At 68.4% G+C, this 25,761-nt stretch carries 21 protein-coding genes and 1 pseudogene; 3 read left to right on the forward strand and 19 right to left on the reverse strand.

Annotation, left to right across the window (positions count from 1 at the left end; translation table 11 throughout):
- Nucleotides 1-196: 196 nt before the first annotated feature.
- The 3 genes from ACTMO_RS23030 to ACTMO_RS0114520 all read right to left on the reverse strand — a co-directional run bounded on the left by ACTMO_RS23030 (nucleotide 197) and on the right by ACTMO_RS0114520 (nucleotide 2,707).
- Nucleotides 197-376: a DUF397 domain-containing protein gene (locus ACTMO_RS23030; RefSeq protein ID WP_019855412.1), complete on the reverse strand. Its 180-nt coding sequence runs from the start codon at nucleotides 374-376 to the stop codon at nucleotides 197-199.
- Between the two features lie 195 nt (nucleotides 377-571).
- Nucleotides 572-1,756 carry a 5-(carboxyamino)imidazole ribonucleotide synthase gene (locus ACTMO_RS0114515; protein WP_026449252.1) on the reverse strand — a complete coding sequence of 395 codons (1,185 nt, stop codon included), beginning with the start codon at nucleotides 1,754-1,756 and terminating at the stop codon, nucleotides 572-574.
- Nucleotides 1,757-1,816: 60 nt separating this feature from the next.
- Nucleotides 1,817-2,707, reverse strand: a complete 891-nt coding sequence (locus ACTMO_RS0114520; RefSeq protein WP_019855414.1) for a hypothetical protein — start codon at nucleotides 2,705-2,707, stop codon at nucleotides 1,817-1,819.
- Nucleotides 2,708-2,885: 178 nt separating this feature from the next.
- Between ACTMO_RS0114520 and ACTMO_RS0114525 the strand changes: the two genes are divergently transcribed.
- Together ACTMO_RS0114525 and ACTMO_RS21155 are read left to right on the forward strand one after the other, a co-directional pair.
- A complete protein-coding gene (locus tag ACTMO_RS0114525; protein WP_019855415.1) occupies nucleotides 2,886-5,285 on the forward strand; it encodes a sigma-70 family RNA polymerase sigma factor in 2,400 nt (799 codons plus the stop codon).
- 118 nt (nucleotides 5,286-5,403) lie between these two features.
- Nucleotides 5,404-6,024, forward strand: coding sequence for a GtrA family protein (locus ACTMO_RS21155; protein ID WP_084792141.1), 621 nt, complete (start codon nucleotides 5,404-5,406; stop codon nucleotides 6,022-6,024).
- Between the two features lie 136 nt (nucleotides 6,025-6,160).
- Here the strand turns inward: ACTMO_RS21155 and ACTMO_RS0114535 are convergent, their stop codons facing one another.
- From ACTMO_RS0114535 to ACTMO_RS0114570, 7 genes are all read right to left on the reverse strand, one after another.
- Entirely contained in the window at nucleotides 6,161-7,666 is a 1,506-nt protein-coding gene (locus tag ACTMO_RS0114535; RefSeq protein WP_026449253.1) for a family 43 glycosylhydrolase, read from the reverse strand.
- Nucleotides 7,667-7,921: 255 nt separating this feature from the next.
- Nucleotides 7,922-10,465 carry an alpha-L-arabinofuranosidase C-terminal domain-containing protein gene (locus tag ACTMO_RS0114540; RefSeq protein WP_033401549.1) on the reverse strand — a complete coding sequence of 848 codons (2,544 nt, stop codon included), beginning with the start codon at nucleotides 10,463-10,465 and terminating at the stop codon, nucleotides 7,922-7,924.
- 200 nt (nucleotides 10,466-10,665) lie between these two features.
- On the reverse strand, nucleotides 10,666-11,382 hold the full coding sequence (locus ACTMO_RS0114545) for an ABC transporter ATP-binding protein (RefSeq protein ID WP_019855419.1): 717 nt from the start codon (nucleotides 11,380-11,382) through the stop codon (nucleotides 10,666-10,668).
- Between the two features lie 7 nt (nucleotides 11,383-11,389).
- Entirely contained in the window at nucleotides 11,390-12,475 is a 1,086-nt protein-coding gene (locus ACTMO_RS0114550) for a hypothetical protein (RefSeq protein ID WP_019855420.1), read from the reverse strand.
- The gene (locus tag ACTMO_RS23035; protein WP_019855421.1) at nucleotides 12,465-12,860 is read right to left on the reverse strand and encodes a hypothetical protein; all 396 of its coding nucleotides are present in this window, start codon (nucleotides 12,858-12,860) and stop codon (nucleotides 12,465-12,467) included. The genes ACTMO_RS0114550 and ACTMO_RS23035 overlap by 11 nt, the downstream gene beginning before the upstream one ends.
- A gap of 1,072 nt (nucleotides 12,861-13,932) precedes the next feature.
- Nucleotides 13,933-15,207: an ATP-binding protein gene (locus ACTMO_RS0114565; RefSeq protein ID WP_019855423.1), complete on the reverse strand. Its 1,275-nt coding sequence runs from the start codon at nucleotides 15,205-15,207 to the stop codon at nucleotides 13,933-13,935.
- A 21-nt stretch (nucleotides 15,208-15,228) separates the two neighbouring features.
- Nucleotides 15,229-15,903, reverse strand: coding sequence for a response regulator transcription factor (locus tag ACTMO_RS0114570; protein ID WP_026449254.1), 675 nt, complete (start codon nucleotides 15,901-15,903; stop codon nucleotides 15,229-15,231).
- A 185-nt stretch (nucleotides 15,904-16,088) separates the two neighbouring features.
- Between ACTMO_RS0114570 and hisN the strand changes: the two genes are divergently transcribed.
- Nucleotides 16,089-16,862: a histidinol-phosphatase gene (gene hisN, locus ACTMO_RS0114575; RefSeq protein ID WP_019855425.1), complete on the forward strand. Its 774-nt coding sequence runs from the start codon at nucleotides 16,089-16,091 to the stop codon at nucleotides 16,860-16,862.
- 253 nt (nucleotides 16,863-17,115) lie between these two features.
- Here the strand turns inward: hisN and ACTMO_RS23040 are convergent, their stop codons facing one another.
- From ACTMO_RS23040 to ACTMO_RS0114615, 9 genes and pseudogenes are all read right to left on the reverse strand, one after another.
- Nucleotides 17,116-18,552, reverse strand: a complete 1,437-nt coding sequence (locus ACTMO_RS23040) for a hypothetical protein (RefSeq protein ID WP_157062899.1) — start codon at nucleotides 18,550-18,552, stop codon at nucleotides 17,116-17,118.
- 677 nt (nucleotides 18,553-19,229) lie between these two features.
- Nucleotides 19,230-19,499, reverse strand: a pseudogene (locus tag ACTMO_RS24125) (hypothetical protein); the annotation flags it as partial.
- Complete coding sequence (locus ACTMO_RS22015) at nucleotides 19,496-21,646, reverse strand: glycohydrolase toxin TNT-related protein (protein WP_211212967.1); 2,151 nt, start codon at nucleotides 21,644-21,646, stop codon at nucleotides 19,496-19,498. The pseudogene ACTMO_RS24125 and the gene ACTMO_RS22015, both read right to left, overlap by 4 nt.
- Nucleotides 21,643-21,975, reverse strand: coding sequence for a hypothetical protein (locus ACTMO_RS0114590; RefSeq protein ID WP_019855427.1), 333 nt, complete (start codon nucleotides 21,973-21,975; stop codon nucleotides 21,643-21,645). The genes ACTMO_RS22015 and ACTMO_RS0114590 overlap by 4 nt, the downstream gene beginning before the upstream one ends.
- A gap of 22 nt (nucleotides 21,976-21,997) precedes the next feature.
- Entirely contained in the window at nucleotides 21,998-22,441 is a 444-nt protein-coding gene (locus ACTMO_RS0114595) for a YbaB/EbfC family nucleoid-associated protein (RefSeq protein ID WP_033401966.1), read from the reverse strand.
- 132 nt (nucleotides 22,442-22,573) lie between these two features.
- Nucleotides 22,574-23,239: an adenosylcobinamide amidohydrolase gene (locus tag ACTMO_RS0114600; protein ID WP_019855429.1), complete on the reverse strand. Its 666-nt coding sequence runs from the start codon at nucleotides 23,237-23,239 to the stop codon at nucleotides 22,574-22,576.
- Complete coding sequence (locus ACTMO_RS0114605; protein ID WP_019855430.1) at nucleotides 23,236-24,183, reverse strand: hydroxymethylglutaryl-CoA lyase; 948 nt, start codon at nucleotides 24,181-24,183, stop codon at nucleotides 23,236-23,238. Before ACTMO_RS0114605 ends, ACTMO_RS0114600 begins: the two co-directional genes overlap by 4 nt.
- Nucleotides 24,184-24,309: 126 nt before the next feature.
- Complete coding sequence (locus ACTMO_RS0114610) at nucleotides 24,310-24,816, reverse strand: PH domain-containing protein (protein ID WP_019855431.1); 507 nt, start codon at nucleotides 24,814-24,816, stop codon at nucleotides 24,310-24,312.
- 91 nt (nucleotides 24,817-24,907) lie between these two features.
- A complete protein-coding gene (locus ACTMO_RS0114615; protein ID WP_019855432.1) occupies nucleotides 24,908-25,738 on the reverse strand; it encodes a biotin--[acetyl-CoA-carboxylase] ligase in 831 nt (276 codons plus the stop codon).
- Between the last annotated feature and the right edge of the window lie 23 nt (nucleotides 25,739-25,761).

Here is a 25,761-nt window from a genome sequence, read left to right on the forward strand (position 1 = left end):
CGAGTCGCGGGCGCACGGAACGAGGCCCGGAACCCCTGGGTTTCGCCGGGCGGTTCGCGGGCCTCGTCGTCACGCTCGCGCGGGATGAAGCGACGTTCTCGTCAGGAGGAGCCGCCGTCGCTGTTGCCCCAGTTGCACGTGTGCTGCAGCGGCCCGACGGCTCACGGACACGAGCCCGGTCACCGCGCCAGAGCGCTCACGAAGGCCCGCCAACGCGCCCGGTCGAAACCAGCACCGGCGACTGCTCACCCCGCTTGCTGTCCCGCACACCGACCACACCAAAGGCCCCGGCCACCTCGACGCAGTCCCGCTCCGGGTCACTGTGACTGGACTTGCGCCATGCGACCCCACTCCACAGCCCCTCAACCGCCTTCACTCGGTGACCTCCTTCGCAGCTCGCCGGACAGCTTCCGAAGCCCACGATCGAACCACGAAGAGGAGGAGCACGGAACCCGTCGCCACCGGTTCTCACCTCACCGGACTCCGGCCACGCGAAACGACAGTGCTCGACCCCGCCACCGACACCGGCTGTCCGGCGACACCGCCCGCACGAGCCGAAACAGCGCGCCGGTCAGTGCACCGAATAGCCGTCCGGCCACTCGGCGTGGGCCAACCAGTGCGCGGCCAGCCGAGCCTGCTCGCGGACCTCGTCCATCCGGTCGCCGAGCATGTTCACGTGGCCGATCTTGCGGCCGGGCCGGGAGGTCTTGCCGTACAGGTGCACCTTCGCGTGCGGGTAGCGGGCGAACAGGTGATGTAGCCGCTCGTCCACGCTCATCCTCGGCTCGGTGGCGGCGGCGAGCACGTTGCCCATCACCACGGCGGGCGCGGTCAGCTCGGTGCTGCCGAGCGGGTAGTCCAGCACGGCGCGAACGTGCTGTTCGAACTGCGAGGTCCGCGCCCCGTCGATGCTGAAGTGCCCGGAGTTGTGCGGACGCATGGCCAACTCGTTGATCACCAGGCCGTCAGGGGTCTCGAACAGCTCCACGGCGAGTACCCCCACCACCCCGAGTTCCTCGGCGATCCGCAGGCCGATGTTCTGGGCCTGTTCCCGCAGCTGCTCGGAAAGATTCGGCGCGGGGGCCAGCACCTGCACACAGACGCCCTCCGACTGCACGGTCTCCACCACCGGCCAGGCCCCGCCCTGGCCGAACGGGGACCGTGCCACCAGCACGGCCAGCTCACGGCGCAGCGGCACCCGCTGCTCCGCCAGCAACGGAGCCCCCGCCTCCAGCAGTTCTCCGGTGGTGCGCCGAGCCCCGTCGGGGGTGTTCAGCACCCACACTCCCTTGCCGTCGTAGCCGCCCCGGGCCGTTTTCAGCACGCACGGCCAGCCGTGTTCGGCCCCGAAGGACAGCACGTCCTCCACGCGGGTGATCTCGGCGAACGGCGGAACCGGCAGCCCCAGCTCACCGAGCCCGCGTCGCATGACGAGCTTGTCCTGGGCGTGCAGCAGGGCCCGCGGGCCCGGGTGGACGGCGACCCCCTCGGCCGCCAGGGCGCGCAGGTGCTCGTTGGGCACGTGCTCGTGGTCGAAGGTGACGGCGTCACACCCCTCGGCGAACGCGCGCAGGGCGGCCAGGTCGGTGTGCGAGCCGATCTCCACGTTCGGGGCCACGAGGGCCGCCGACTCGTCCGGAGAGGAAGCCAATATTTTCAGCGACTGGCCGAGTCCGATGGCCGCCTGATGCGTCATGCGCGCCAGCTGGCCACCACCGACCATGCCGACGACGGGAGTTGCAGTCCGGTGGTCCACAGCCCGGACAGCTTACCCGCTCCGGGTGAACCCGCCGCGACCGAGGGGCACGGTGCGCACTCAGCACAACGAGTCGATCAGCGCGCAGGCCTGCGCGTACTCCGCGGGCAGCCGCAACCACCGCAAGCGAGGCCCCTCCCCCGGAGCGCAGACCCGCGCCAGCTCCGGGTCGGACCGCAGCCGCTCGGCGATCGTCCGTTCGGCCCGAAGGCGCCGCTCGGCGAGCCCCTTCCGCTGTCTGACCAACACCACCGGGGTGGACTCCCGCAGCAGGGACACCGTCTCGCCCGCGTCGAACTCGGTGCGCAGCACGTCGGAGGCCAGCACCACCCCCATCAGGTGCGTCCAACGGTCCGTTCCCTCCGTCGGGCACAGGGTCACCACCAGCAGGGCGTAGTGATCCCATCCCTGCCGGTCTCCCTGTCCGGCCCCGGCGGTCTCGCGGTACACCTCGTACAGCCGCATCCGCAGGTACGCCCCGGTGGTGAGCCCGGTCAACGCGTCCACCACCTCCCGGGAGGCGGAACGGCCCGCCGTCACGTCGGCCCAGGACACGGCCACGGTGCGCAGCGGCTCGGCCGGCAGCTCGGAACAGTCCCCCCGGGCGGGCACCACTCCCTCGCCCTCGCTTCCGAGCACCTCGTACAACGCGGCCAGATCGTTGAGCGTCTCGTCCAGACCGATCCCGGCGCGGGCCCGCTGCTGGCCGAGTTCGGTGAGGGCGTCGAACAACTCTCCCCGCCCCAACAGAGCGTCGCAGACCTGGTCCACCCCCGAGCAGGACCAGTCCCCCGGGAACGGCCACCCTGCGGCCAGCGTCGCGCTCAACCACCACGCGCGCAGTGCGCGACGACGTTCCCGGAGGTCGCCGTCCTCGGGCAGCCCCGTCGACAGCGGAAGCCCGCGCTCCCCCGCACGGGAACCCCGCTCGTGTTCGCCAGACCGACGCATCCGACCTCCCTACTCGTGACTCCCACAGTCGGGACGTGTGGGCGGCTACCCCGTGACGGTGATGTGAATAGCGTTCACCCGGAGAGTTCGATCACAATCCCCGCTGGGTACAGTCCCGGTCCGAGTCGTTCATGGAACGCGTCCGGTTGCCGGTGATCCGACGAGGGGAGAACACAGCGTGGGAACGGTCCCAGGCGATTTCGAAGACGCCGGCGACAGCGAGCTCATCGAAGCCGTCCGCGAGGGCTCCGGTGAGGCCTACGGCGTTCTCTACCGGCGGCACGTCGCCGCCGCCTACAACATGGCCCGGCAACTGACCAACGGCTCCGGCGAAGCCGACGACCTGGTCTCCGAGGCCTTCGCGAAGGTACTCACCGGGCTGCGCTCCGGGCAGGGCCCCGACACCGCCTTCCGCGCCTACCTGCTCACCACGATCCGCCGCACCGCCTACGACCGCAGCCGCAAGGACAGCAAGCTGCGGTACTCGGAGGAGATCTCCGCCGAACAGAACACCGACCTGCACGTGCCGTTCACCGACACCGCTGTGGCCGGGTTGGAACGCTCCCTGGCCGCGCGGGCCTTCCAACGCCTGCCCGAACGCTGGCAGACGGTGCTGTGGCACCTGGAGATCGAGGAGCAGTCCCCCGCCGAGGTCGCCCCCCTGCTCGGTCTCACCCCAAACGGGGTCTCCGCCCTGGCCTACCGGGCCCGGGAGGGACTGCGCCAGGCCTACCTCCAGGTCCACCTCGGCGAACTCGAAGAGTCCGCGGAGGGCCTCCAACGGTGCGGGGCGACCGTGCGGCGGCTGGGGGCCTGGACCAGAGGCGGCCTCTCCCGCAGGGAAACGGCCCAGGTGGACGCCCACCTGGACTCCTGCTCCCGGTGCAGCGCCCTGGCCGCCGAACTGGGCGACATCAACGGCGGTCTGCGCAGCGTGGTGGCCCCGTTCCTGCTGGGAACGGCGGCGGCCGGATACCTGGCCGGAAAATCCGCGAGCACGGCGGCGGCCGCGGGCGTCACCGGGGCCGCCGGTGCGGGAACGGCGGCGGGAGCCGCCGAGGCCGCCACCTCCCTGCCCCGCCAGATCCTCGGCGGTGCCGCCTCCACAGTCGCCCTGGTGGTCGCCGTCGCGCTCGGCCTGGCCGCCGACGGGCAACAGTCCGTCCCGGCGGCCTCCGAACCACCCCCGCCGGAACGGAGCACCCCCACCCCGCGCCCGCCGGAACCGGACCCGTCCCCACCCGACCCACCACCGCGACCCGGACCGTCACCGGAACCTGTCGAACCGAGTACCCCCGAGGAACCACCCCCCGCCCCGCCGGAACCACAGCCGGAGCTGGTGGCCAGTGGTCCCGCCGAACCGATCCGGCTGGTGGCGGGCGGAGATCCGAAGAAGCTGCCGGTGACGGTGCGCAACAAGGGCGACGGAACCTCGGCACCGGTGACCATGCGCGTCAGCCTCCCGGAGGGCATCACGGCCCGCCTGCCCGAAGCCGACACGGCCGGAGGCTCCGGAACGGCACCCGCCAACACCGCACCGGCCTGGTTCCCGGCCCCGTCCACGACCGCGCGTCGGGCGGCCGAGACCTCCCCCGGGCCGGGTTTCACGTGCACCGTCGCCGACGAGGCGTTGAGCTGCACCACCCGGCGGGGGTTACGCCCCGGGGAGACGCTACGACCGGAGTTCCGGCTGCGTGCCGGGCAGCGGGCCAACGATGGCAGGATCGTCCTGGACGTCACCACAGCCAACGGGCTCTCGCTGCCGCTGGCCGACGTGACCGTGCACGTGACTCCGGAACGTGAGCCCGGAGTGGCGGTCACCGCGCGCGGCTGGACCGGTATCCCGTGGCTGGCCCGGATCAGCGCCCGGGTGACCAACACCGGCGACGTGCCGGGAACGGCGGTGACCACGATCACGCTTCCCGAGCGGATGCGGCCCGTGCGGATCCCGGACTCCTGCACGCACTCCGAGGCGGCGCTGCGGTGCACGGCGCCCCTCGATCCCGAGGAACGCACCGACGTGACCGTGTGGCTGGTCGACAGTCGCTTCCCCGATCGGGAGAACGGGGCGGAACCCGGACACGGCTTCCCGTGGCAGCGGGAGGAACCGGCCGAGGTGACCGTCACCGCCGAGCTGGGTGAGGCCACCGACCGGCAGCGCGTCGAACTCGGACCGTGGTGGCCGCCGCTGCCGCACGACTGGCCGCATCCCGACGGCCCCGGTCCGCCGGAGGAACCGCCGTCTCCGGAGCGGCCGAGCCCGCCCACCACCTCCCCCGAAGGGACGGAAACACCGGGCACCTCCCCGCCCGGAACGACTCCCCCGACGGAGGAGCCCGGAACGGATTCGACGTCTCCGCCTCCGACCCCGGGGAACTCGCCACCGACCACCTCCGCCCCACCGGAAACCGACAGAGGACCGGAGCCGAACCCGGCACCCCCGGAAACCACCGAGCACTCCCCCGCCGAACGTGGACACGGGCACCACGGCCACGGGCCGCCGGACGGGCAGGGGTCGCCTCCCGGCCACGGACGAGGCGGTCCGCCCGGGAGCCCTCCCGGGAAAGGACACCGATGAGTATGAACAGAAATATCGCCTCGGACGGGCGAAACGTTACTGTGAGATCGTCCACTTTCCGGGTCCGATGTCTGCCGACCCCGGGGGACACCCGGGAGGAGCTCCGTAGACTCGGCGGGTGTCTGTAGTCGATACGGTGCTCACGCGCGTGCCCACTCCGCTGCGGGGTCTGGTCGTCAGACATCGCGAGCTGGTGAAGTTCGCCTTCGTCGGTGCGAGCACCTTCGCCATCGACACGGCACTGTTCTACCTGCTCAAGTGGACCGTGCTGGAACCCAAGCCGGTCACGGCCAAGGTCGTGGCGGTGTTGGTGGCCACTGTCGTGTCCTACGTCCTCAACCGGGAGTGGGCCTTCCGTACCCGGGGCGGGCGTCGACGCCACCACGAGGCGGGGCTGTACTTCCTGGTCAGTGGGACAGCCGTGGCGCTCTACGCGGCACCGCTGTGGATCTCCCGCTATGTGCTGCATCTGCAGACGCCCCACACCACACCGCTCGTCGAGGAGCTGGCCGACTTCACGGCGGGACAGGTGCTCGGTGTGCTGCTCGGCATGGCCTTCCGCTGGTGGGCGTTCCGCCGCTGGGTCTTCCCCACTCGGGAGCAGGAGAGCACCGAGGAACGTTCCAACGTCGAACCCTTTCCCGTCGAGCGAGCCGCCGGAGAACGCGACGGTGACCAGAACGGCGCTCCCCACGAGCCGGACGAGGAGCGGGGCGTCTCCCGTCCCGCCGCGGGCTGAGTGCGGCCCCGGAACCGGGTGGGGTCCGGCGGACCCCACCCGGAAGTCCGCGCACGCGGGGGGCGTTTCTCGTGCGCGGACCGCGTGGAGCCCGACCACGGCACCGGACGGGGCTCTCGGTGCCGTGGCGGGCGGCTCACCGCACCCGGAAGGTCGCCCGCTGTCGGTCCGCCCAACTCCGGGGGCGCTCGACCACGAGCCTGCCCTCGCGATGTGCGAGATAACTGTGCGGGTCCTCCGACAACCGGAAGGACACGCCCTCGCGACCGGCCAGCCCCTCGTCCCGGATGAATCCGCTGGCCCGGCCGTACTCGTCGCTGTCGGTGTAGGGCGCGATCACGGGGGATCCGTCACTCACCCGGACGTGGTGGTCGGGGAGATCGACGCACCGCAGCGCCACCCTGCCGGGGTCCAGGAAGCCGGGCACGATCCGGAACTGGCTCCGCTCGACACGGTCGGCGACCCGGTCGACCACCAGCCGGCCGCCCTGGCCGTGCCGCACGAAGGACTCCGGGCTGTCCAACGGTGAGAACCGGACCACCGACTCGCCCTCGGCGATCGGGATCCCGAGCGCGGGCGTCCCGTCCGGGTACCAGTTCAACTTCTGCACCCTGGTGTGGCGGTTCGGGTCGTACAACGGATCACCGTCGATCTCGCGGTAGGACCGCGCGTGGTAGACCAGCACGTCGGTCTCTCCGTCCTCGGCCACCGTGAAGGAGTTGTGCCCGGGGCCGTACCTGCTGTTGGCCTCGTTGGTCTCCAGCAACGGCTGGGGAGACTTGGTCCAGGAGGCCGGATCGAGCAGGTTCGCCTCCGCGTCGGCGGTCAGCAGTCCCACGCAGTAGTTGGCGTCGGTGGCGCTGGCCGAGAAGGTCATGAAGACCCGCCCGTTGCGGATCAGCACGTAGGCCCCCTCGTTGACCCTGAAACCTCGGGTCTCCCACTCCTTCGTGGGCACCGCGATCCGGACCGGGTCCCCCTTGATCGCCACCGGGGAGTCCATCTCGGCGATGTAGAGGTTGCTGTTGGTGTCGATGCCGGGTTCGGCCTGGGCCCAGACGTAGTACAGGCTGCCCCGGTGTTCGAACGTGGTGGCGTCCAGCGCGAAGGTGTCCCAGGCGGTGGTGATCTGCCCACGCAGTTCCCAGGCGTCCTCGCGGGGGTCCTCGGCACGGGATTCGAGCACGTACATCCGGATGCGGAACACGTCGTCGGAGTCACCGGCGGCGAAGTAGATGTACCAGCGGCCGTCGATGCGGTGCAGTTCCGGCGCCCAGATGTGGCCGCCCATCCTTCCCGAGGAGGGACGTTTCCAGACCGTGCTCTCCCTGGTGTGCGCCAGCCCCTCAAGCGTGGGAGCCCCCCGTACGACGATGCGGTCGTAGGCGGGCACCGAACCGGTCATGTAGTACATGCCGCGGTGTGGGTATGTGATGAGCGGATCGGCGCGCTGCTCGATCAGCGGGTCGCGCGTTGGTACCACGGAGTCCGCACCGCCGACCGGGGGGCCGTGTCCGACTCCCCCACCGGGCCGTTGCTCCGTCGCACCCGCCGGGGTGCCGAGCAGCGGTACGGCCGCCGCTCCCGCCGCGGCGGCTCCTCCGCCGCGCAGTAACGAGCGGCGATTCAGGTTGTTCGTCATGTCGTACTCCTCGTCGAGGTTTTCCGGGCGCTGTTTTCGCGGGGCTCGCTTGGCGGGTGCGGTGTTTTCGGCGCTTCCGGCGCCGAAACGAGCAGTACGCGGCTCGACCAACCGCGGGTTCTCCGGTGCGGCTCTCGCGAGGAAGGCCCGACGTGGTGTAGGTGCCTACCCGATGTCGGGCCTCCCCGGAGCGAGAGTCGTGCGGGAGGTTCCGCCACCCGAACTCCCGGGCGAGCCGGCCGGAAAGCTTCGCCGTCAGTTGCCTTGCGTCCTGATCCGCATCACGGTGATCGAGTGGGCCGGGAAGGTGTGGGTGAAGTTCTCGTCCACACCCCGCACCACGGACTTCTCGGGTTTGATCGGCCGGGACTCGGCGGTGTTCACCGCGTCGGGATCGCCCTGGAGCGTGGTCAGGTGGGCCGTGCTCGCCAGTCGCGAGGCACCCTCGATGTCCAGCTCCGTGCGGGCCGGGTTGTTCTGGGCGTTGACGACCTTGACGATCAGCTCACCGGTCTCCTCGTCCCTGGTGACCACCTGACGGAACGGTTCGGCCCGCTGCTCGTCGGTGAAGCTGCCCCACTTCTCGCCGTCGAGGAAAAGGGTCACCCGCCGCCCGCGGACCTCGATCCGGATGTCGTACTCCCGGCCGGTCTCGATGGTGGTGTCCTTGGACAGCACGGTCTGCGAGCTGCCGGCGGTGGTCTTCTGCACCGCCGAGCGGGTGTTGTTCCAGCCGCCCAGGTTCCACCAGTAGTGGTTGTCGGTGCCCTTGACTCCGAAGGCCACGAGGAACCCTTCGCTGCCGGCGCGTTTGGTGGCACTCAGTCGCAGGTCGTAGTCGCTCCAGCTCCTGTCGCCCGCCGTGACCATGGTGTTCTGGACGGTGGCGTCCGACTGCACGTAGGCCCCGTCCTGGATGGACCAGTCACCCGTACCGGTGAGCTCGCTCCACTGCGAGGCGTCGCCGGAGAAGTCGTCGGTCAGCAGCGTCCGGCCGTCGGCGGAGGTCACCCGCACGTCGTCGTAGGCCGCGCTGGTGTTCCAGGTGGACAGCCCCACCGCACCGCTGATCGGTTTCTCCTCGACCGGGGTCGAGGAGGCTTCGCTGGCAACGACCTCGTCACCGACGTTGTTGCCGAACAGCTTCTGGGCCTCGTAGGAGGCCGAGCCCCACGAGCGGTGGTTGTCGAACCAGATCATGTCCGGCCTCCACTGTGGATCTTCCTCGTGGGCCAGCAGCGGGGCGTAGGAACTCATCCGCACCATGTCGGCGTTGCGTTCCAGGCCGGTCATGAAGGCCGCCTCGACCAGCGCGTTGTAGAACCTGTTGCCCTCGGAGGCGTACTCGGTCAACGAGACCTTCGGTCCCGAACGGTCATAGGAGTCGTAGCGCCGGTTGTTCTCCAGGAACCACTGGGGATTGTTGTAGTAGTGCTCGTCGACCATCTCCGCGTTCTGCTCGCGCGCCAGTTCCCAGGCACGGTCGAAGACGGGGCCGCTGTCGTCGGGGCCCGAGTTGGCGACCACGGTGATCCCGGGATAGCGCTGCTCGATGGCCTCGCGGAACTTCTCGAAGTGCGCGTAGAAGTCCTCGGGCAGGTTCTCCTCGTTGCCCACGGCCAGGTGCGTGAGCCCGAAGGGCTCGGGGTGGCCCATGGCGGCGCGCTTGGCACCCCACTCGGTGTCGACCGGGCCGTTGGCGAACTGGATCAGGTCGAGGGTGTCCTGGATGTGGCGTCGCAGCAGCCGCGGGTCGTGGGTGGCCTCGTTCTCACCGCAGCCGGTGACCAGCGCGGGCACCACCGGCAACGGCATGGCGCCGATGTTCTCGGCGAACCGGAAGTACTCGTAGTAGCCGAGGCCGTAGGACTGGTTGTAGCCCCAGAAGTTGGCGTTGGTGGGGCGTTGTTCGACCGGACCGATGGTGTCCTTCCACTGGTAGGAGCGGCGGCGCTCCCAGTCCGGGGCCTGGTAGGACTCGTGGCTGCCGGTGTTGACCAGGCATCCGCCCGGGAACCGCAGGAATCCGGGGTTGAGCGCCTCGATCCTGCGGGCCAGGTCCGGGCGCAGCCCGTTGGGCTCGTTCTTGTAGGTCTCGCGCGGGAAGAGTGAGACCATGTCCAGCCGCACCGTTCCCGAACCGTGGGCGAGCACGCGCAGCCGACCGGTGGTGGTGTCACTGTGCGCCACGAAGGTGGTGGTGTACTCGGTCCACTCGTCACCCCGGACCCGGACCCGCATGGTGCGGCCGACCGGGGAGCCGGAGCCGTCGGTGGCGGTCACGGTCAGCGGGGTGCCGCCGGGTTGGTCGCTGCGGGCCCAGACCGAGAAGTCGTACTTCTCGCCGCGCTCCAGCGCCATCCCGGAGTGGTATCCGGCGTTGGTCACCCCGTAGGCGGCACGACCGTGGGCGTTCGGACGCAGCCGCAGGTAGTGGCGGTTGTTCTCGTTGAGCCGTTCGGCGTCGTCGACCACCTCGGCGGCCCCCTCGGCACCACCGACCGAGGTGGTGCTCCAGCCGGTCATGGGTGTGTAGGAGGGGTTGTCCACCGTGTCGTACTCGAAGGAGCGGTTGCGCACCAGCTCCGCGTAGATGCCGCCGTCGGCGGCGTCGTTGATGTCCTCGAAGAAGACTCCGTGCATGGTCTCGGGGATCGAGGTGGTCTCCCCGGCGGCGTTGACCCGCAGGGAGTAGTCGATCGGTGAGCTGTCGGCGGGGTCCGCGAACGCCGAGGGCAGCAGCGTTCCGCCCAGCAGTGCGGCCGCTGCCAGGCCGACCACCGAGTGTAATCGGGACATGCGGGCTCCAAGTCCTTTTCCGGATGACCGAAGTCCTTTTTGTTTGGTATACCGGACTAAGTCCGATATCCCGAAAAAGTAATCGCCCGCACACCGATGGTCAACAGGAGGAAACCGGGTGGCAACACCACGACCACCGCCGAAAAACCCGAGGCCGGAGGTGACGCCTCCGGCCTCGGGCTCCTCGGACGGCGGGTGCACTACGCGCCGTCGTGGCGCCCGGTGGAGGGGAAGGTGTCGGTGTCCTCGACGGCCAGACGTCCGTCCTCCATGGGCAGGATCCGGTCGCATCGCTCGGCCACGCGGGGATCATGGGTGGCCATCAGGACGGAGGTGCCCCGCTGGCGCATCGACAACAGCAGCGTCACGATCTCGTAAGCCGTGGCGACGTCCAGGGCCGCGGTGGGTTCGTCGGCGAGCACCAGACCGGGCTCGTTGACCAGCGCCCGCGCGATGGCCACCCGTTGTCGCTCGCCACCGGAGAGTTCGGAGGCCCTGCGGTGCAGCGCCCAGCCGAGGCCGACGCTGTCCACCGCCTGACGGGCCCGTTCGAGCCGTTGTCGCCGCCGGAGACGTGGGCGGGCGTACTCCAGGGGGATGGTGACGTTGGCGGCGACCGTGTCGGATTCGACGATGGCGAACTCCTGGTGCAGGTAGCCGAAGAACTCGTTGCGCAGCCATGCCCGCTGACGCTCGCGGGTGGGAACCGGCTCACCGTGGACGAACAGTTCCCCGCTGGTGGCCGGCAGGGTGAGCCCGAGCAGGCTCAGCAACGTGGACTTGCCGCAACCGGAGGGCCCCATCAGCGCCACCGCCTCCCCGGGTTCGACGGCCAGGGACACCTCGTCCAGTGCCTCGACACGCAACCGCCCCTGCCCATAGGTCTTGGACAGCCCGGCGGCCTTCAGTAGGGACATGGTGTGCTCACCGGCCTTTCAGTTCGTGCCCGCTCTGCCGTCTCATCGCCCAGGCCCACAGCACCGCGAAGACCGCCACGACGAACGCCATGACCCACACCACCACCCCGGAGGAGAGCGGGCCACCGAGCAGCCACAGACCGACCAGCGGCGGCAACGGAGGAAGAAGCACCACGAGGCCGACGAACCCGGCCAGCCGGGCGGCGGTGTGTCCGCGGCCGGCGCCGTGGGTGCGGCGGATCGCGAAGACCGCCCGCTGGCGGTGCAGCGTCTGCCGCGTGACGGCGGCGAAGGCGACCAGCACCAGGGTCAGGAAAGCCGCCAGCCCGACGACGTACATCGCCGACATGACCATGATCTCGGCCAGCCGCCGCGGCTGGTCAACAGCGATACGATGCGGGATCAGGTAGAGTTCTCCGTCGGCGTTGCCGGCGACGTAGGCGTCCAGTTCGGACTCGCTCACCTCCAGCAGCACGGCCCGCGACATCGACTCCTCGCGCTCCCTCGCGTCAATCCGGGACAGTGCCTCCGGCGGCAGATTGAGCACCAGCCGCTCGTCCAACGGCACCGCGCCGAGATAGGCGTCGAAGTGGGCGGAGGAGTGGGGCAACCGCTGGAACGTGGTGAAAGTGTGTCCGGCCAACTCGACCGGTTCCGGGGGCGGGGCGAGTTCGGCGCCGCGCATGGCACAGGGAACCGGCTCGCACAACTCCAGATCGGGTATGGTCTCCTCCAACTCCGAGCCGAAAAACAGCACGGTGGGCGCGCCACCCGCGAAGCCCGGATCGTCGACTCGCACGTTGTTGATGACGGCGGTGTAGGCGCGCTCCTCACGGATCAGCTCGACGAGATCGGACACCGCCCGGTCGGGCACAGCCGTGGGACCCGTGATACTGCCGTAGTAGGGCTTGAAAACCACCGCGCCGCGCTCGCGCATCTCGTGGGCACCACGCAACGCCTTGAACTGGACGAGCACGTCGGCCAGCACGAGGGCCAGCACCAGACAACTCAGTGCGATCATGGCGGCCAGCGAGAGCATCGTGGGCCAGCGCCGCAGCGCCATCCGCGCCCCGCCCCAGAGATCACCCAGCATGACGCACCTCGCCGCGCACCCGGACCCCGAGCACGGTGGCCAACAGCCACGTTCCCGCCGCGAGCAGCAGACCGCCCGCAGCGCCCGCGCCCAGCACCAGGTACTCCACCCGGTCCAGGGGCTGGAGTCCCACCCCCACCACCAGCACGCCCGACAGCGCGCCACCACTCACCACGCCCAGGAGCTGGAACGGAAGACCGCGCGGCCACACCTGCCACACCAGCCGAGCGGGGGTGGCGCCGTGACGCATCCGGATCACGAACTCGTCCGCCCGATCCCGCAGCCCCAACGTCCAGAACAGCACAGCGGCCAGGCTTCCGGCTCCCAGCAGCACACCGGTGGTTCCCACCAGTGGATCGGTCCTGATGTACTTTCCTAAAGGCATACTTTTCGCTGAATGATCAGCAAGTCCAGCCCCATGGATAATACTTCGGAGTTCAGCAAGTTCTGCTGGATCAGTGGTGTTGATGGTGTAGTCACCGGGGGGAAGCTGATAACTCCCCAAGGGACGCACGAACTGCAGGTCACCGACCCCTTCCGGCGGTGAGACAGTGCCGAGGATCTCGAATCCCTCTGGTATCAGAGCAGGCACCTTCCCCCCTTTCCACTGTCGTTGCGAGTAGGTTCCCTCAAAAACATAGACTCCCTGAGCCTTGTCCGTACTGTCACTACCTGCCGATCGGGCCGAGTTGTACCAGGACAGCGATCCGCCGGGATCAGCCACTATGAGCTGCGGAGCGCCCTCCCCGTCAGAAGTGATCACCAGCACCAGAGCATGTTCATTGAGAAAGTTCCACAGTTCATCAGCGACCACGGACGGTTCGACTGTCTTCTGCCCAGGTTCCGACCCATGACCGACCGCCAGCGTCGTCGCTGTTCCCGGCATCCTGTAAGTGACCTCTTGATAAGCACTGAACGCCCAGTACACCGCCCATCCGGAGAAGGCGCTCAACACCCCCAGCAGCACGCCGCTGACAAGTAAATTCACTCGCATGCGCAGCCCTGTCTTGATATTCTGGGCTTACTCACCTGATCGACAACCCGCCCTGATGTTCTCTGCTTCACCCGAAGATCTAAACAAATCAGGGTGAAACAATTAGATATCATCACCCTGTTCGCTCAGAATTAAACGAAAAAACATACCACCCGCAAGGATCACAAGCGGTTGAAACCATAATAAAAAATCTTCCTCCCACCCCCAGATCCCCAGAAAGACCAACGACAACCACGCTAGGAAGGAGACGCACTTATCCTCAACAAGCAATGAAGATCATCACACTTTCTCGTGCCGGATTGACGCGAGCACGAACGAAAACGGGAAACTCCCCCGAAAGAACCAGAAAGATCGGTTCCTTCGTATGCGGAGCGCACTGTCTCAGGTCTTTTCGGAGGGATTCCGTCGACATTCGCTCGGCCACACGTGTCAACGCGTGCGGAAAGCGCACACACCGACACCGTCACCGTGGGGTGGAGTCGGTCCTCCAGGGGACTCCGAGCACGTCGTCGGCCCGGGCGACCGGCAGGTAGATCTCGAAGGTGGCCGGTCGGGACGAGCTGAGTTCGAGCCGACCCCCGTCGGCCTCGACCAGCGCGCGGGCCAGGGCGAGCCCCACCCCGGTGGAGCCGCCGCCGGAGAACCCCCGGGTGAACACGTGCGGCACCAGCTCGTCGGGCACCCCGGGTCCGCTGTCGGCGACCTGCACCAGCACCGTCCCGCTGGCGTAACGCCCGGACAGCGACACCGTGCCCTCGCCGTGCCGCAGCGCGTTGTCCAGCAGCACACCGATGGCCTCCCGCAGCCGCGCCGGAGTGGCGCGCGCCAACAACCCCTCCTCGATCCGGGTTCGCAGGGTGCGCCCCTCGGAACGGAAGTGGTCACGCCACTCCTCGGCGACGGTGGACAGCTCGGCGGAGACGTCGAGAGGTTCGGCGTCCCGGGCCCTCGCGGCGGTGGCGGCGGCCAGCAGATCGTCCAGCACCCCGGAAAGCCGTTCGGCCTGTTCCAGGGCCGCCCCGGCCTCCTCGGCCGTCTCGGGGTCATCGGTCTCCGACAACGCCTCCAGCCGCAGTTGCAGCGCCGTCAACCTGCTGCGCAACTGGTGGGAGACATCCCCGACGAGCTCGCGTTCCCGCTGCATCAGCTGGGACAACGCCGCCCCCGAGGCGTCCAGCGCGTCGGCCACCCGGTCCAGTTCCGGCAGCCCGTGTCTCCTGGGATCCGGGCGGAAGTCCCCCGCACCCAACCGGCTCGCCCGCCCGGCCACGTGCCGCAGCGGCTCGGCCAGCCTGCGCGCGGTCAGAATGGCCACGAAGCCACCGGCGGTCGCCGAGAACGCCGCCAGCAACAACACGCCCCCGGCCACCTGGAGCTGCTTCGTGCGCACCGGCCCGCTCGGCACGGCCAGTTTCACGGTGCCGCCCCCCACCATGGACACCGTTTCGACGATGGGGTCCTCACCCGGATCGTCACCGTAGGAGTACCGCTGGTCACGCACCCGCACGGTCAGTCTGGCGTCGTGGGGGATCACCAGTCGGACGTTGGCCAGCTCGATCGGTTCCCCGGCGGCGACCTGCTCGTCCAGCCTGGTGGCGATCTGCTGTGCCCTGCCGGAGAGATCACCCCGGGTCAGATCCTCCACGAGCTTCAACGCGCTGACGGCGAGCGGAATCCCCAACACCAGTGCCGTGACGGCGACCGCGAGCAGCGTCGCCTGCAACAGTCGCCTGCGCATGTGCCCGCCCCCGAAACCGGATCAGTCGACGTTGAAGCGGAAACCCACACCGCGCACCGTGGCGATGCGTTGCTCGGCCGTGCGGTAGTGCCCGTCCCCGAGCTTGCGGCGCAGCCACGAGATGTGCATGTCCAGGGTCTTACTTCCCTTGCGGCTGGGCTCCGGCCACACCTGACGCAGGATCTCCTCCCTGGTCACCACCTCACCCGCGTGCCACATCAGCACCCGCAGCAGCTCGAACTCCTTGTTGGCCAGCTGTACCTCGTGGTCGTCCACCAGCACCCTGCGCGCGGTCAGCTCCAGTCGGACCCCGCCCGCCTCCAGCGTCTCGGGCGCCCCGCGCCGTAACAGCGCCCGGATCCGGGCCATGAGCTCGGCCAGCCGGAACGGCTTGGCCACGTAGTCGTCGGCCCCCGCGTCCAGTCCCACCACGAAGTCGACCTCGTCGGTCCTGGCCGTGAGCATCAGCACGGGGGTTCCCCTTCCCTGCGCGCGGAGCCTGCGGCAGACCTCCAGCCCGTCCATCCCGGGCAGCCCGAGGTCGAGCACCAACAGATCCACCCCTCCCGCGCACGTCTCGCGCAGGGTCGCGTTGCCGTCCTCGAGCACCCGCACCGAGTACCCCTCGCGCTGCAGCGCCCTGGACAACGGCATCGCGATGGCTGGATCGTCTTCGGCCAGCAGCACTACGCTCACTCGTCCCAGCCTAGTTGCATTACCGGGCGAAGCGGGTGGCGCTTCGCGTGCTCGGCAGCACATCACGTCACGAACCCGCACGCCGGTGGAGCGGGCCGCGTGCAAGACACCAGCCCGACTGGGTAACCGACCCCACCCCGGCCTGTCCTCGCGGAAGGACTCCTTAGGCTGCGGTTGTGAGCACATTGACCGACCTGCAACTCGCCTGTCTGCTCGCCGACCGGGCTGACGGGATCACCAGCGCGCGTTTCCGTTCCACGGACCTGCGGGTGGACCGCAAACCCGACCGCACCCCGGTGACCGACGCCGACACGGCCGTGGAGGACGCGGTGCGCGCCGAACTCGCCGAGCACCGGCCGGGCGACGTCGTGGTGGGCGAGGAACGCGGTGGCAGCGCCACCACCGGGCGCAGTTGGATCATCGACCCGATCGACGGGACCAAGAACTTCCTGCGCGGGGTGCCCGCCTGGGCCACCCTGCTGGCCCTGGTGGAGGACGGGACACCGGTGGTCGGCGTGATCAGCGCTCCCGCTCTGGAGCGTCGCTGGTGGGCCGCTACGGGCGAGGGTGCTTTTCGGCGGGTCGGTGCCGACGGGACCGTGGAACGGATCTCGGTGTCCGGAGTGACCGAACTCAGCGACGCTTACGTCTCCACCACCCACCTGGGCAGCTGGGCTGAGCAGGGGCGGCGCGCGGACTACCTGCGGCTGGTGGACTCCTGCTGGGAGAGCCGCGCTTTCGGTGACTTCTGGCACCACTGTCTGGTGGCCGAAGGGGTGATCGACCTGGCCGTGGAGCCGGTCGCCAACCCGTGGGACCTCGCCGCCGCGCAGATCCTCGTGGAGGAGGCCGGGGGCGGGTTCACCGACCTGGCGGGCGAGCGGCGCTTCGACGGCGGCAACGCGCTGAGCTCCAACGGCGCGCTGCACCGGGCGGCGCTGCGCGCGTTGGACGGCTGAGATACGCGAGGGGGAGGTGCTCGCCTCCACTAGAGAACGAGTGCTTCCCACACCTTGCCCTGAGCACTGGCCCCTTCCAGCCTCCATGGTGCTGGGCCAGTTTTCGATAAAAGCTGGCATCCTGATTGACCCACAATCCGGCGGACATACGGGGCAACATCTTCCGCCTCGAACAGATGATGAACCTGAAAGATATATTCACTCCTGCTTGCTAAATCCTCGTCAAACAATAATATATTTCATATTTTCCACATCAATAAATTCCAACGCTGATATTTTTCCCGGACGTCTTGGCGACTCGCAAAGAATTAAAAGCCTCCCTGGAATCAGTTCCATATCCACACGAAACCCGAAAACCCGTATCCATTCTGAGAATATCGAGAAACTCCAAAAACTCAGAAAGAGAACTGCTTCTCAATGAGAATATGGCACTGTCCCCACCCTTTGAAACAAGAGAAACGCCAGACAAATTCTGCATTTTCTCAACAATATCACGCAGCGATTGATCAGCTTTTTTGCTCCACATGACAGCATTATCCAAATCCCGGGAAAGAAGACTTCTCTCCGTTTGTTCCCCCACGTCGTCACCGTCGACAATGGCAACTATTTCATTCCCCGTCCAACGAGAATATTCGACGTAACTTTGAGAGTAGCGAACAATCCTGCTACCATCAGGAAAATACGCTCCAGCAGCGAAAGCGAATACAGAAGGTATATTAGTAAAAAGTCGCACTGGAACATCCCTACGACCGTGAAGACGCGCGTTGTACTCCTGACATTTATGCAACACCTCACAGATAGTCGACTCCGCTTCTCCGTTTACTAGTTTTTCGAAGAAACAATTCGCATTAATGCTGAAAAATACCGCCTGGTCGCACTTGTCCTCTTCCATCACCATATAACCATTGTTGGCCACTCCCGCAGAAGCCAGAACCGCCCCGTCACGAAAAGCATTCGCACTTCCTTCTACAGATTCGACATGAAGGATAACAGCCAATTGAGACTTTTCAAGCGAAGGGAGTCCATTATCTTCCCTCTTCTTTTTCAGGTCAATACTTTCGAAACGATGACGACAACAGTCTTGACCCAATTCGCGGTATTTTTCGGAAAAAATTTTCCTCAAATTTAGCTCGTATATGCGCTCCCTACCTCCATAGACCGTGAAAGAACGAACACGAAAGTCGATGCTCAAAGGATAAGGAGGGTGCTCATATCCTTCTTCGCGGATAGAATTCTCCTTCCAGAGAACCGCTGCTCTCTGTCCAACAGCGAATGCTTCCGGAAGACGACTGTGTATATAGAGGAACAGAGGTTCGTCCTCTTGATTTTTAATTTGCGCTTCATTGATACGGTGTTCAATAGTGTTAATCACCCAACGCGCTCGCTTATATTCTGAACCCATCAACTTGTCAGGTCCGTAGATAAACCAGTCCCGATGGGAACGATTCATCGCCTTCCGCACCGACGAAGGAAGCGATGACTCTTTCTTACCATCATTTTTTGATGGCAGACTAATATAGATACCAACTCCGTACTTCCGTTTGTTCTTGTACCAGAGCACGACCGCGACTATCCCCATAAGAATCCATATCGACACAAGTCCCCAGATTCCAAAATTATCTGCGAGGTTGGGACCAGCTCCGGCCACGAAAGCAACAGAAAACCAGAAGGCGAAGGATTCAAAATCCACCATCCAGTACCGAAATCGAAACACTTTTGAGTTCCTCAATATTTCCCACCTAGAAAAACATGTTTTCCATAGCTTCACATTCACTCGCGCAGGAAACGCGAAGACTGAGCACCGAGATCATCTCATAATTTCTCGTTATGAAACAGTCCAGGTTATCCGTCATACTGTCGCAAGCATTCAAACATGGGCCATCCGTGTGGATCGAGGCGCTCGGCTCCACAGACGAAAAACATGATTCACATTCTCGTGACACTACCGCACTGCACAAAGAACACATGCACGCTAAAACACCCTCAGAGACAACAAGGTGACTAAGAACGATCCAAAGAAACCACCCGACGGATCCACTCACTCCTATCGGCGAAGGAGCTCGGAGACGTATGTGATGCAGAGATCCACAAACGGCCATATCCAAGAAATCTGCGCACGAGTTGCGCATGAGGGAACGCCTCGCCTGGAGCAGGAACCGGCGACCGGTACGGACACGACCGGGGCTCGGGAGAGCCCGCTCAGCCGCCCGCCTTTTCCCGCTCGGCGCCGGAGGCCGGTGGCCCCCCGGCCTCACCACCCGGTGCGGGAGTTCCGGTGGGTGGACTTCCGGCGGTGTTGCCCACAGCGGGAACGTCCCCGGTGGCCTCGGCCGCACCCTCGGACACCGGAATCCCCCGGGGCGGGGTGCTTCCGGTGTCGAGCGGGCCCACCACACCGCGCAGTGCCTGGGTCCAGGTCAGCCGCCCGAACAGATAGAAACAGGCGACCTGCTCGGAGGTGAACCGGGCCCAGTCGTAGCGGTTGCCCTGCTCCCTCCAGAACACGTCCCAGACCGGCTGCCCCTCGGACTCCCCACGCAGCAGACACCACGCGTCGTCCGCCTCCGCGCCCAGCGAGACCACCCGCGCGGGAACGCCCATCGCCTCCAGCCATCCGGCAACGGACTCGGTGTTCATCCAGCCCCCCGATCCGACTCGTCCACGGCGTGCTCCTCCTCCGGCACGTGTGCCCGGTCCTCGACGCGGATCCGGAGGGTGTCGCCCTCCGCGTGCCCCACTGCGGGATCCGGCTCCTCCCCGTCGAGTTCGGCCAGCAGGCCGCAGGCGAGCAGTTCGACGACAGGGTGCGTGGCACGGTAACGCACCCCCGCGCCGGGCTGTTCGAACCAGCCCACGGAAAGCACCCGCCACACCGGCAACGGAGCCACCACCCGGTAGCGCCGGTAGTCGCGACGCGTGAACTCGGGGGGAAGCGAACGCCGGGCGAAGAGCGTGCCCTCCGGAGCCAACACCCTGCCGTACTCGTCCCCGATGCGGTCGAGCGTGGTTCCCGGTTCCAGCACGAGCGGAACCGCCTCGTCCGAACCGTTCTCCGGGAAACCGTGCCGGGCGGGCCAGTCGTACGATACCGGTGTCCCCTCGGGAACGGGCGGCAGGTACCGCAGCTCCCACTCGTACTCGCTCAGTCCCGGGTCCACACCGAACGGTTCGTAGCCCTCCAGCAGTTCCTCCGGAACCCCGGCCTCGGAGGCGGTTCCGCGCCCCGGCCGCGTCCGGCCGCCACGTGCGGAGAACATCGCCCGCCGGACCAGGTCCTCCCTCGGATGGTCCCCGACAGGGAAGCACGGCGGTCGCTGCTCGCGCTGTTCGGGGACAGCGGACCACTGTCTGTTCGGACGCTGGTGGGCCACCGGCATGTGTCCGATGGGGAACTGGTGCAGCACGAAGGCGACCACGGCGGACTCCCGCTCGTTGTCCCGCAGCGGACGCTGCCCGCCCCCCTGCTGCGACGCGGGCGGCGGCTGGGGACCGCCCGCCACCGGGGGTCCGGCGTACGGCCCGGCGCCCCCGCCGTGTGCGGGATGCGCGGTACCCGGTGGGAAACCGCGTGGGGGCTGCGGAGGGCCTGCCACCACTCCCGGTGGGAAGGGAACACGTCCTCCCCCCGGTGCCGCCCCGGTCACGCCGGGTTGCGGGCGTGCGGGACCACCCGCGTACGGCTGGTTCGGCGGAGGAGGGGGCGGTGCCTGCTGCCCGGGTTGGGCGGGTGCTCCGCCGCCCACCACGGGGCCACCGGCGCGAGGCGCGGGGGCGGCCTCGGAGCCCTGGGGCGCGGCCCACGCCTGGTGCATCGCGCCGGGCGTGGTCCGCGGATCCCCTCCGGAGGGGACATCCTCTCGGCCGCCGGGGGTGGGAATCGGTCCCGTGTCGGGATCTGCTTCGTCCCTCCCCTGTTCGGCCGCCCGCACGGTCTCCGGCGCCACCGGCCCCGTCGCCTCCCGAGCGGGAGCCTCCGGCTGCTCCCCGGACGTGGACCCGGGATCGGCCGCCTCGGCCGGAGTGGCAGGGGGCTGGTCGTCCCCCACGGGAAGCGGCCGGAGTCCGGCCTCCTCTGTCACGGACTGGGAGGGCACCTCGGACGAGACTCCGGCGGCTTCCCCCACCGTCCGTACGACTCCCTCCCCGGCGGGCCGATCTCCCCCTGCCGACAGGGGGTCTTCGGCCTCGTCCCGAACCGTCTCGACAATCCCCGGATCCGGAGCACCGGCGTCGGCCCCCGCCCGTCCGGACACCGGCGAGTCCACCGCCTCCACCGTCACCCCGCCGTCACGGTCCACCGCACGGACCAGGGTGTGGTTGAGTTCGGCGACGTTGGTGGCCGTGGCGTCGGTGAGCGCCCGCACCTCCGCATCGACTCCCGGTCCCGCCGCCGTGTTCTCGGCGACGTCGAGTTGCTTGGCCAACGCGACCAGCTCCCGCACGATCCGGAGCTTGGCCGCACCCACCTGTCCCGCCGCGTGTTCCAGGCGGTCCGCCGCGGCGGTGCACTCACGCACGCACACCGGCAGACGGCCGGAGTCCGGGTCCACGAAACCGTCCCACTCCCGGCGGGCCGCCCGACTCGCCTCCCCCTCGAAGGCGGCCAGGGCCCGCTGGGCGGAGGCGTCCGAGGCCCGCGCCAGCGCCGCCAGTGACTCGGCCGCCGTGCGCCAGGCACGGGCGGCCTCCCGCATGGCGTCCTCGTCGGCCTCCGGCCAGTGCGTTCCGGTGCGCTCGGCGACCTCGCGCAGTTCGGGGGGCAGTTCGATCCCCAACCGACTCACTCCCGTCCCCGCTGAGCCCCGTCCACGGCCCGCAACCCGGCCGAGGCGTCCTCGTCGGCCCGGTCGTACTCCCCGGCGGTGTGGGCGAACTTCCCGCCCAGCGCACCGAGCCGTTCGGACAGTTCGTCCACAGTGTCCAGAGCACGTCGCGTCCCGGGGAGGTGGAGCTCGGCGAACCGGGTGCCCGCCTCGTCGGTTCCCCAACAGTCCCCGGTCCGTTCGAGCGCCTCGCGCAGTTCGGCCGCGATCCCGCGCGCGGTCGCCGCGTGTTCCTCGAAGGCCCCGGACTGCTCCGTGAGCCGCCGGAGATCGCCACGGAATCCGTTCATCACCGCTCCGTTCCGTTCTCGCTCAGTCCCGCAACCAGCTGCGCTGGTGGTGCTCCTCCGGTTCCTCGGCGTCCTCGTCCCCGGCCGGCCGTGTGCTTCGCCGCCCCGCGGTCGCGACGGGGATCTCCGGGGGGCGTCCGCGCAGGGCCGCCGGATCGGATCCGGGAGGCAGTGCCTCGGCGACGACCTCGTCGGCACGGCGGGCCGCCCGCTCCGCTGCCGTGCCCGCCAGGCGCAGGATCAGCTCGGCCAGCTCGGCGGGGCGGTGCTGCTGGTAGGCCCGGTCGGACAGCCACAGGTCACGCAGCGCTCCGCCGGAACCGACGGTGACCGACACGGTGGCCCGCTCACTGCTCACCGTCTCCTCCAACGTGGCCAGCTCCGCCTTCAGCTCGGCGACGCGTTCACGACTCCTGCGGTAGTCGGCGACCAGTTCCTCGACCCGCGCCCGGTGCTCGGTGCTCACGGGCACTCACCTTCCTCCCACGACCCTGCCACCCGGTGGGGGCACGACGGGTGCGACGTGTCGCTTCTCGGACGTGCCCGAGGCCGACGCGGTTCCACGGCAGCCCCGGGCCCGTCCGAAAAAGGGGTTCGTTCAGCTTCTGCCGGGACCGTCCACACGCAGGCCCTCGCTCACCGCACGGTGCACGGCCCGCGCCAGCGGGGCGCCCACCGCCGAACGCGGACCTCCGTACGATTCCGGGTCACCGTCGGCCGGGCACACCACCACGGTGGCGTCGGTGCAGGTTCCCGTGCCGGGAACCCCGGCCTCCACCAGCGCCTGGGTCTTGGCCTCGGCCACGGTGGCCACCAGGTTGACCAGTGCCGACTCCTTCAGACGCACGGGGCAGAAACACACCGCGTTGATGGTGCCCGGGACGTGGACCCCGGAGGGTGTGAGCTCTGCCCCCTCGTGGGCCGCCCAGACCGGCTGGCCCACACCGGTGGTCACGCCGGCCCGGACCCCGGAGTCCGTGGCCGTCACCTCGTGGCGCACGTCCACAGCGGTCAGCAGACCGCTGCCCGCGCCGTCCAGTCCCAGTTCCCCGGCGATCTCGGCCACGTGCCCCTCCGGGTCGGGCCGGTCGTAACCGCTGGGCACGGTCGCGTTGAGCACCCAGTGACGCGTTCCCAGCCCACCGCCGTACACCGCCGAGGAGACCGTCAGCAACGGAGTGGGAAACCACCACAGCAGCAGCGGGGCCCCCTCGACCGTGTGTAGCGTCGCGGCGGGCGGGCGCCTCCGTTCCGCCGGACTCACAGCGCCAGTGCCCTGACCACGGCGGAGGGGCTGGGTTTGCCGAGCCGTTCCGCCATCCACGTGCTGGTGTCCACCAGCATCTTCAGGTCGACACCGTGCTCGACACCCAGTCCGTCCAGCATCCACACCAGGTCCTCCGTGGCCAGGTTCCCGGTGGCCGAGGCGGCGTAGGGACATCCGCCGAGACCACCCGCCGAGGCGTCGACGGTGGACACACCCTGGCGCAGCGCGGCGTAGGTGTTCGCCAGGGCCTGGCCGTAGGTGTCGTGGAAGTGCACCGCGAGCCGGTCGACGGACACGCCCTCGGCGACGAAGGCCCGCAGCACGGTCTCCACCCGGCCCGGGGTGGCCACCCCGATGGTGTCGCCGAGCGAGAGCTGGTCACACCCCATCTCCAGCAGCCGTTTGCCCGTGTTGACCACCTGGTCGACGGCCACGGGCCCCTCCCACGGGTCCCCGAAGACCATCGAGAGGTAGCCGCGCACGCGCAGCCCGGCCGAGACCGCCCTGCGGACGACGGGGTGGAACATCTCGAACTGCTCCTCGACCGGCCTGTTGAGGTTGCGACGGGCGAAACTGTCGGTGGCCGAGGCGAAGATCGCCACGTCCTCCACACCCGCCTGCAGGGCCCGGTGCAGACCGCGTTCGTTGGGAACCAGAACCGGGTAACGCACCCCCGGTTTGCGGGACAGTCCGTCGAGCACCTCGGCGGCGTCCGCCAGCTGCGGCACCCACTCCGGGTGGACGAAACTCGTGGTCTCGATGACCGGAAGACCCGCCGCGTTGAGCCGGTTGAGGAATTCGAGCTTGGTCTCCGAGGGCACCACGTCGCTCTCGTTCTGCAACCCGTCCCTGGGACCGACCTCCCAGATGGTCACCCGCTCCGGAACACCGGGTTCCGGGGAGCGTGTGACCTCGGGAAGACCGATTTCGCGCACACCCATACAACTCTCCTTCCGCCGCCGGCAGTGCCCTGTCGGGCCGTGGGGTACTCGGGCGAACGGGCACCCGGCTGGTGTTCTTCGGCCGCTGCGCCCGCGGCGAGGGCCGGCTTGACCGGACCGGGGCGTTCAGCCACCGAACCGCTCGCCGTGGGACTCGTCGTCGACCGCGCCGTGGAGCAGGGACTGGAACCGGTCGATCCCGGGCACGTCCTCGAACTCCAGCGGTTCGTCCGAAGCCGACTCGACGATCAGCGTCCCGCTGCCCAGGATCCGGTCCAGCAGACTCCGGCGGGACTGCACGCTGTTGATCCGCGCCACCGGGATGTGCACCCCGGAGCGGGTGAGCACTCCCTCACGGATCATCAGCCGGTGGCTGGTGACGACGAAGTGGGTCGTCCCCCAGCGCGCCAGCGGAGCCAGCACCAGCCAGAGCAGCAGCACCCCGCCGAGCCCGAGGAGGACCCACGGCAGCGGGAACCACCACGAGCCGGGCGCGGCCGCCACGGCGAGCCACCCGCCCGCACCGACGAGGAGCACGAGCGCGGCGAACGGGCCGCACAGTGTCTTCCAGTGCGGGTGCCGGTGCAGCAGCACGTGCTCCCCCTCGCCGAGGAGATCGTCGGGGTAGGCCATGGGTCCCCTCCCTGTCGGGTCCGCAGCGAGCACCGATCACCGTACCGGTCCTCCCCCGGGGTTCCCGAGTCGTACGGGTCTTCGTCACCGATCAGCTCTCCGCCGGGCGCAGGTGCACCACGTCACCGGCCGAGAGGGGGGTGCGCACCCCGTCCCTGCCGCGCACCACGAGCCTTCCGTGTTCGTCCACGTCCCGTGCCGTGCCTTCGAGCACCCGGCTTCCTCCCAGTTCCACCCGCACCCGCATCCCGAGCGTGGAGCACAGTGCCCTGTAGCGTTCGAGCAGTCCGCGCTCCACCCCGTCGGTGGCCCCGGTCCGCCACTGGTACTCGGCCCGGGAGAGCCGTTCCAGCAGGGTGGCCAGCAGTTCCGTCCGGTCGACCTTCACGCCCTCGGCCGCCAGCGAGGTCGCGGGAAGCCCTCCCGCGCTCTCGGGCAGGTCGGAGGGCTCGTGGTGCACATTGACCCCCATGCCGAGCACCACGGCCATCCCGTCCATGGTGGACACGGCGTCGGCCAGGATGCCGGCGGCCTTGCGCTGGTGGCCGAGCAGCAGGTCGTTGGGCCACTTGAGCACCGCGTCCAGGCCGGTGGTCTCGCGTACCGTCTCGGCCAGCGCCGTGCCCGCCAGCAGCGGCACCCAGGACAACGCCGAGTGGGCGGCCACCACCGGCCGCAGCAGCACACTCACGTGCAAACCGTAGTGCCGCGGCGAGACCCAGGAACGCCGCATCCTGCCCCGCCCGGCCTGCTGCTCCTCGGCGACCAGCACCGTCCGGTCGGCCGCGCCGGAGTTGGCCGCGGCGACCAGGTCGGTGTTGGTCGAACCGGTCACGGTCACCACGTCGAGCGCGGTGTACGGTCCGTTCTCGACCAGACGCGCGCGCAGCGCGTCGGCGTCCAGCGGGGGCGGGCTCGTCATGCGACCAGATTAGGTGCTCGCGC

It is taken from the genome of Actinopolyspora mortivallis DSM 44261, from assembly GCF_000384035.1.
Lineage (GTDB): Bacteria > Actinomycetota > Actinomycetes > Mycobacteriales > Pseudonocardiaceae > Actinopolyspora > Actinopolyspora mortivallis.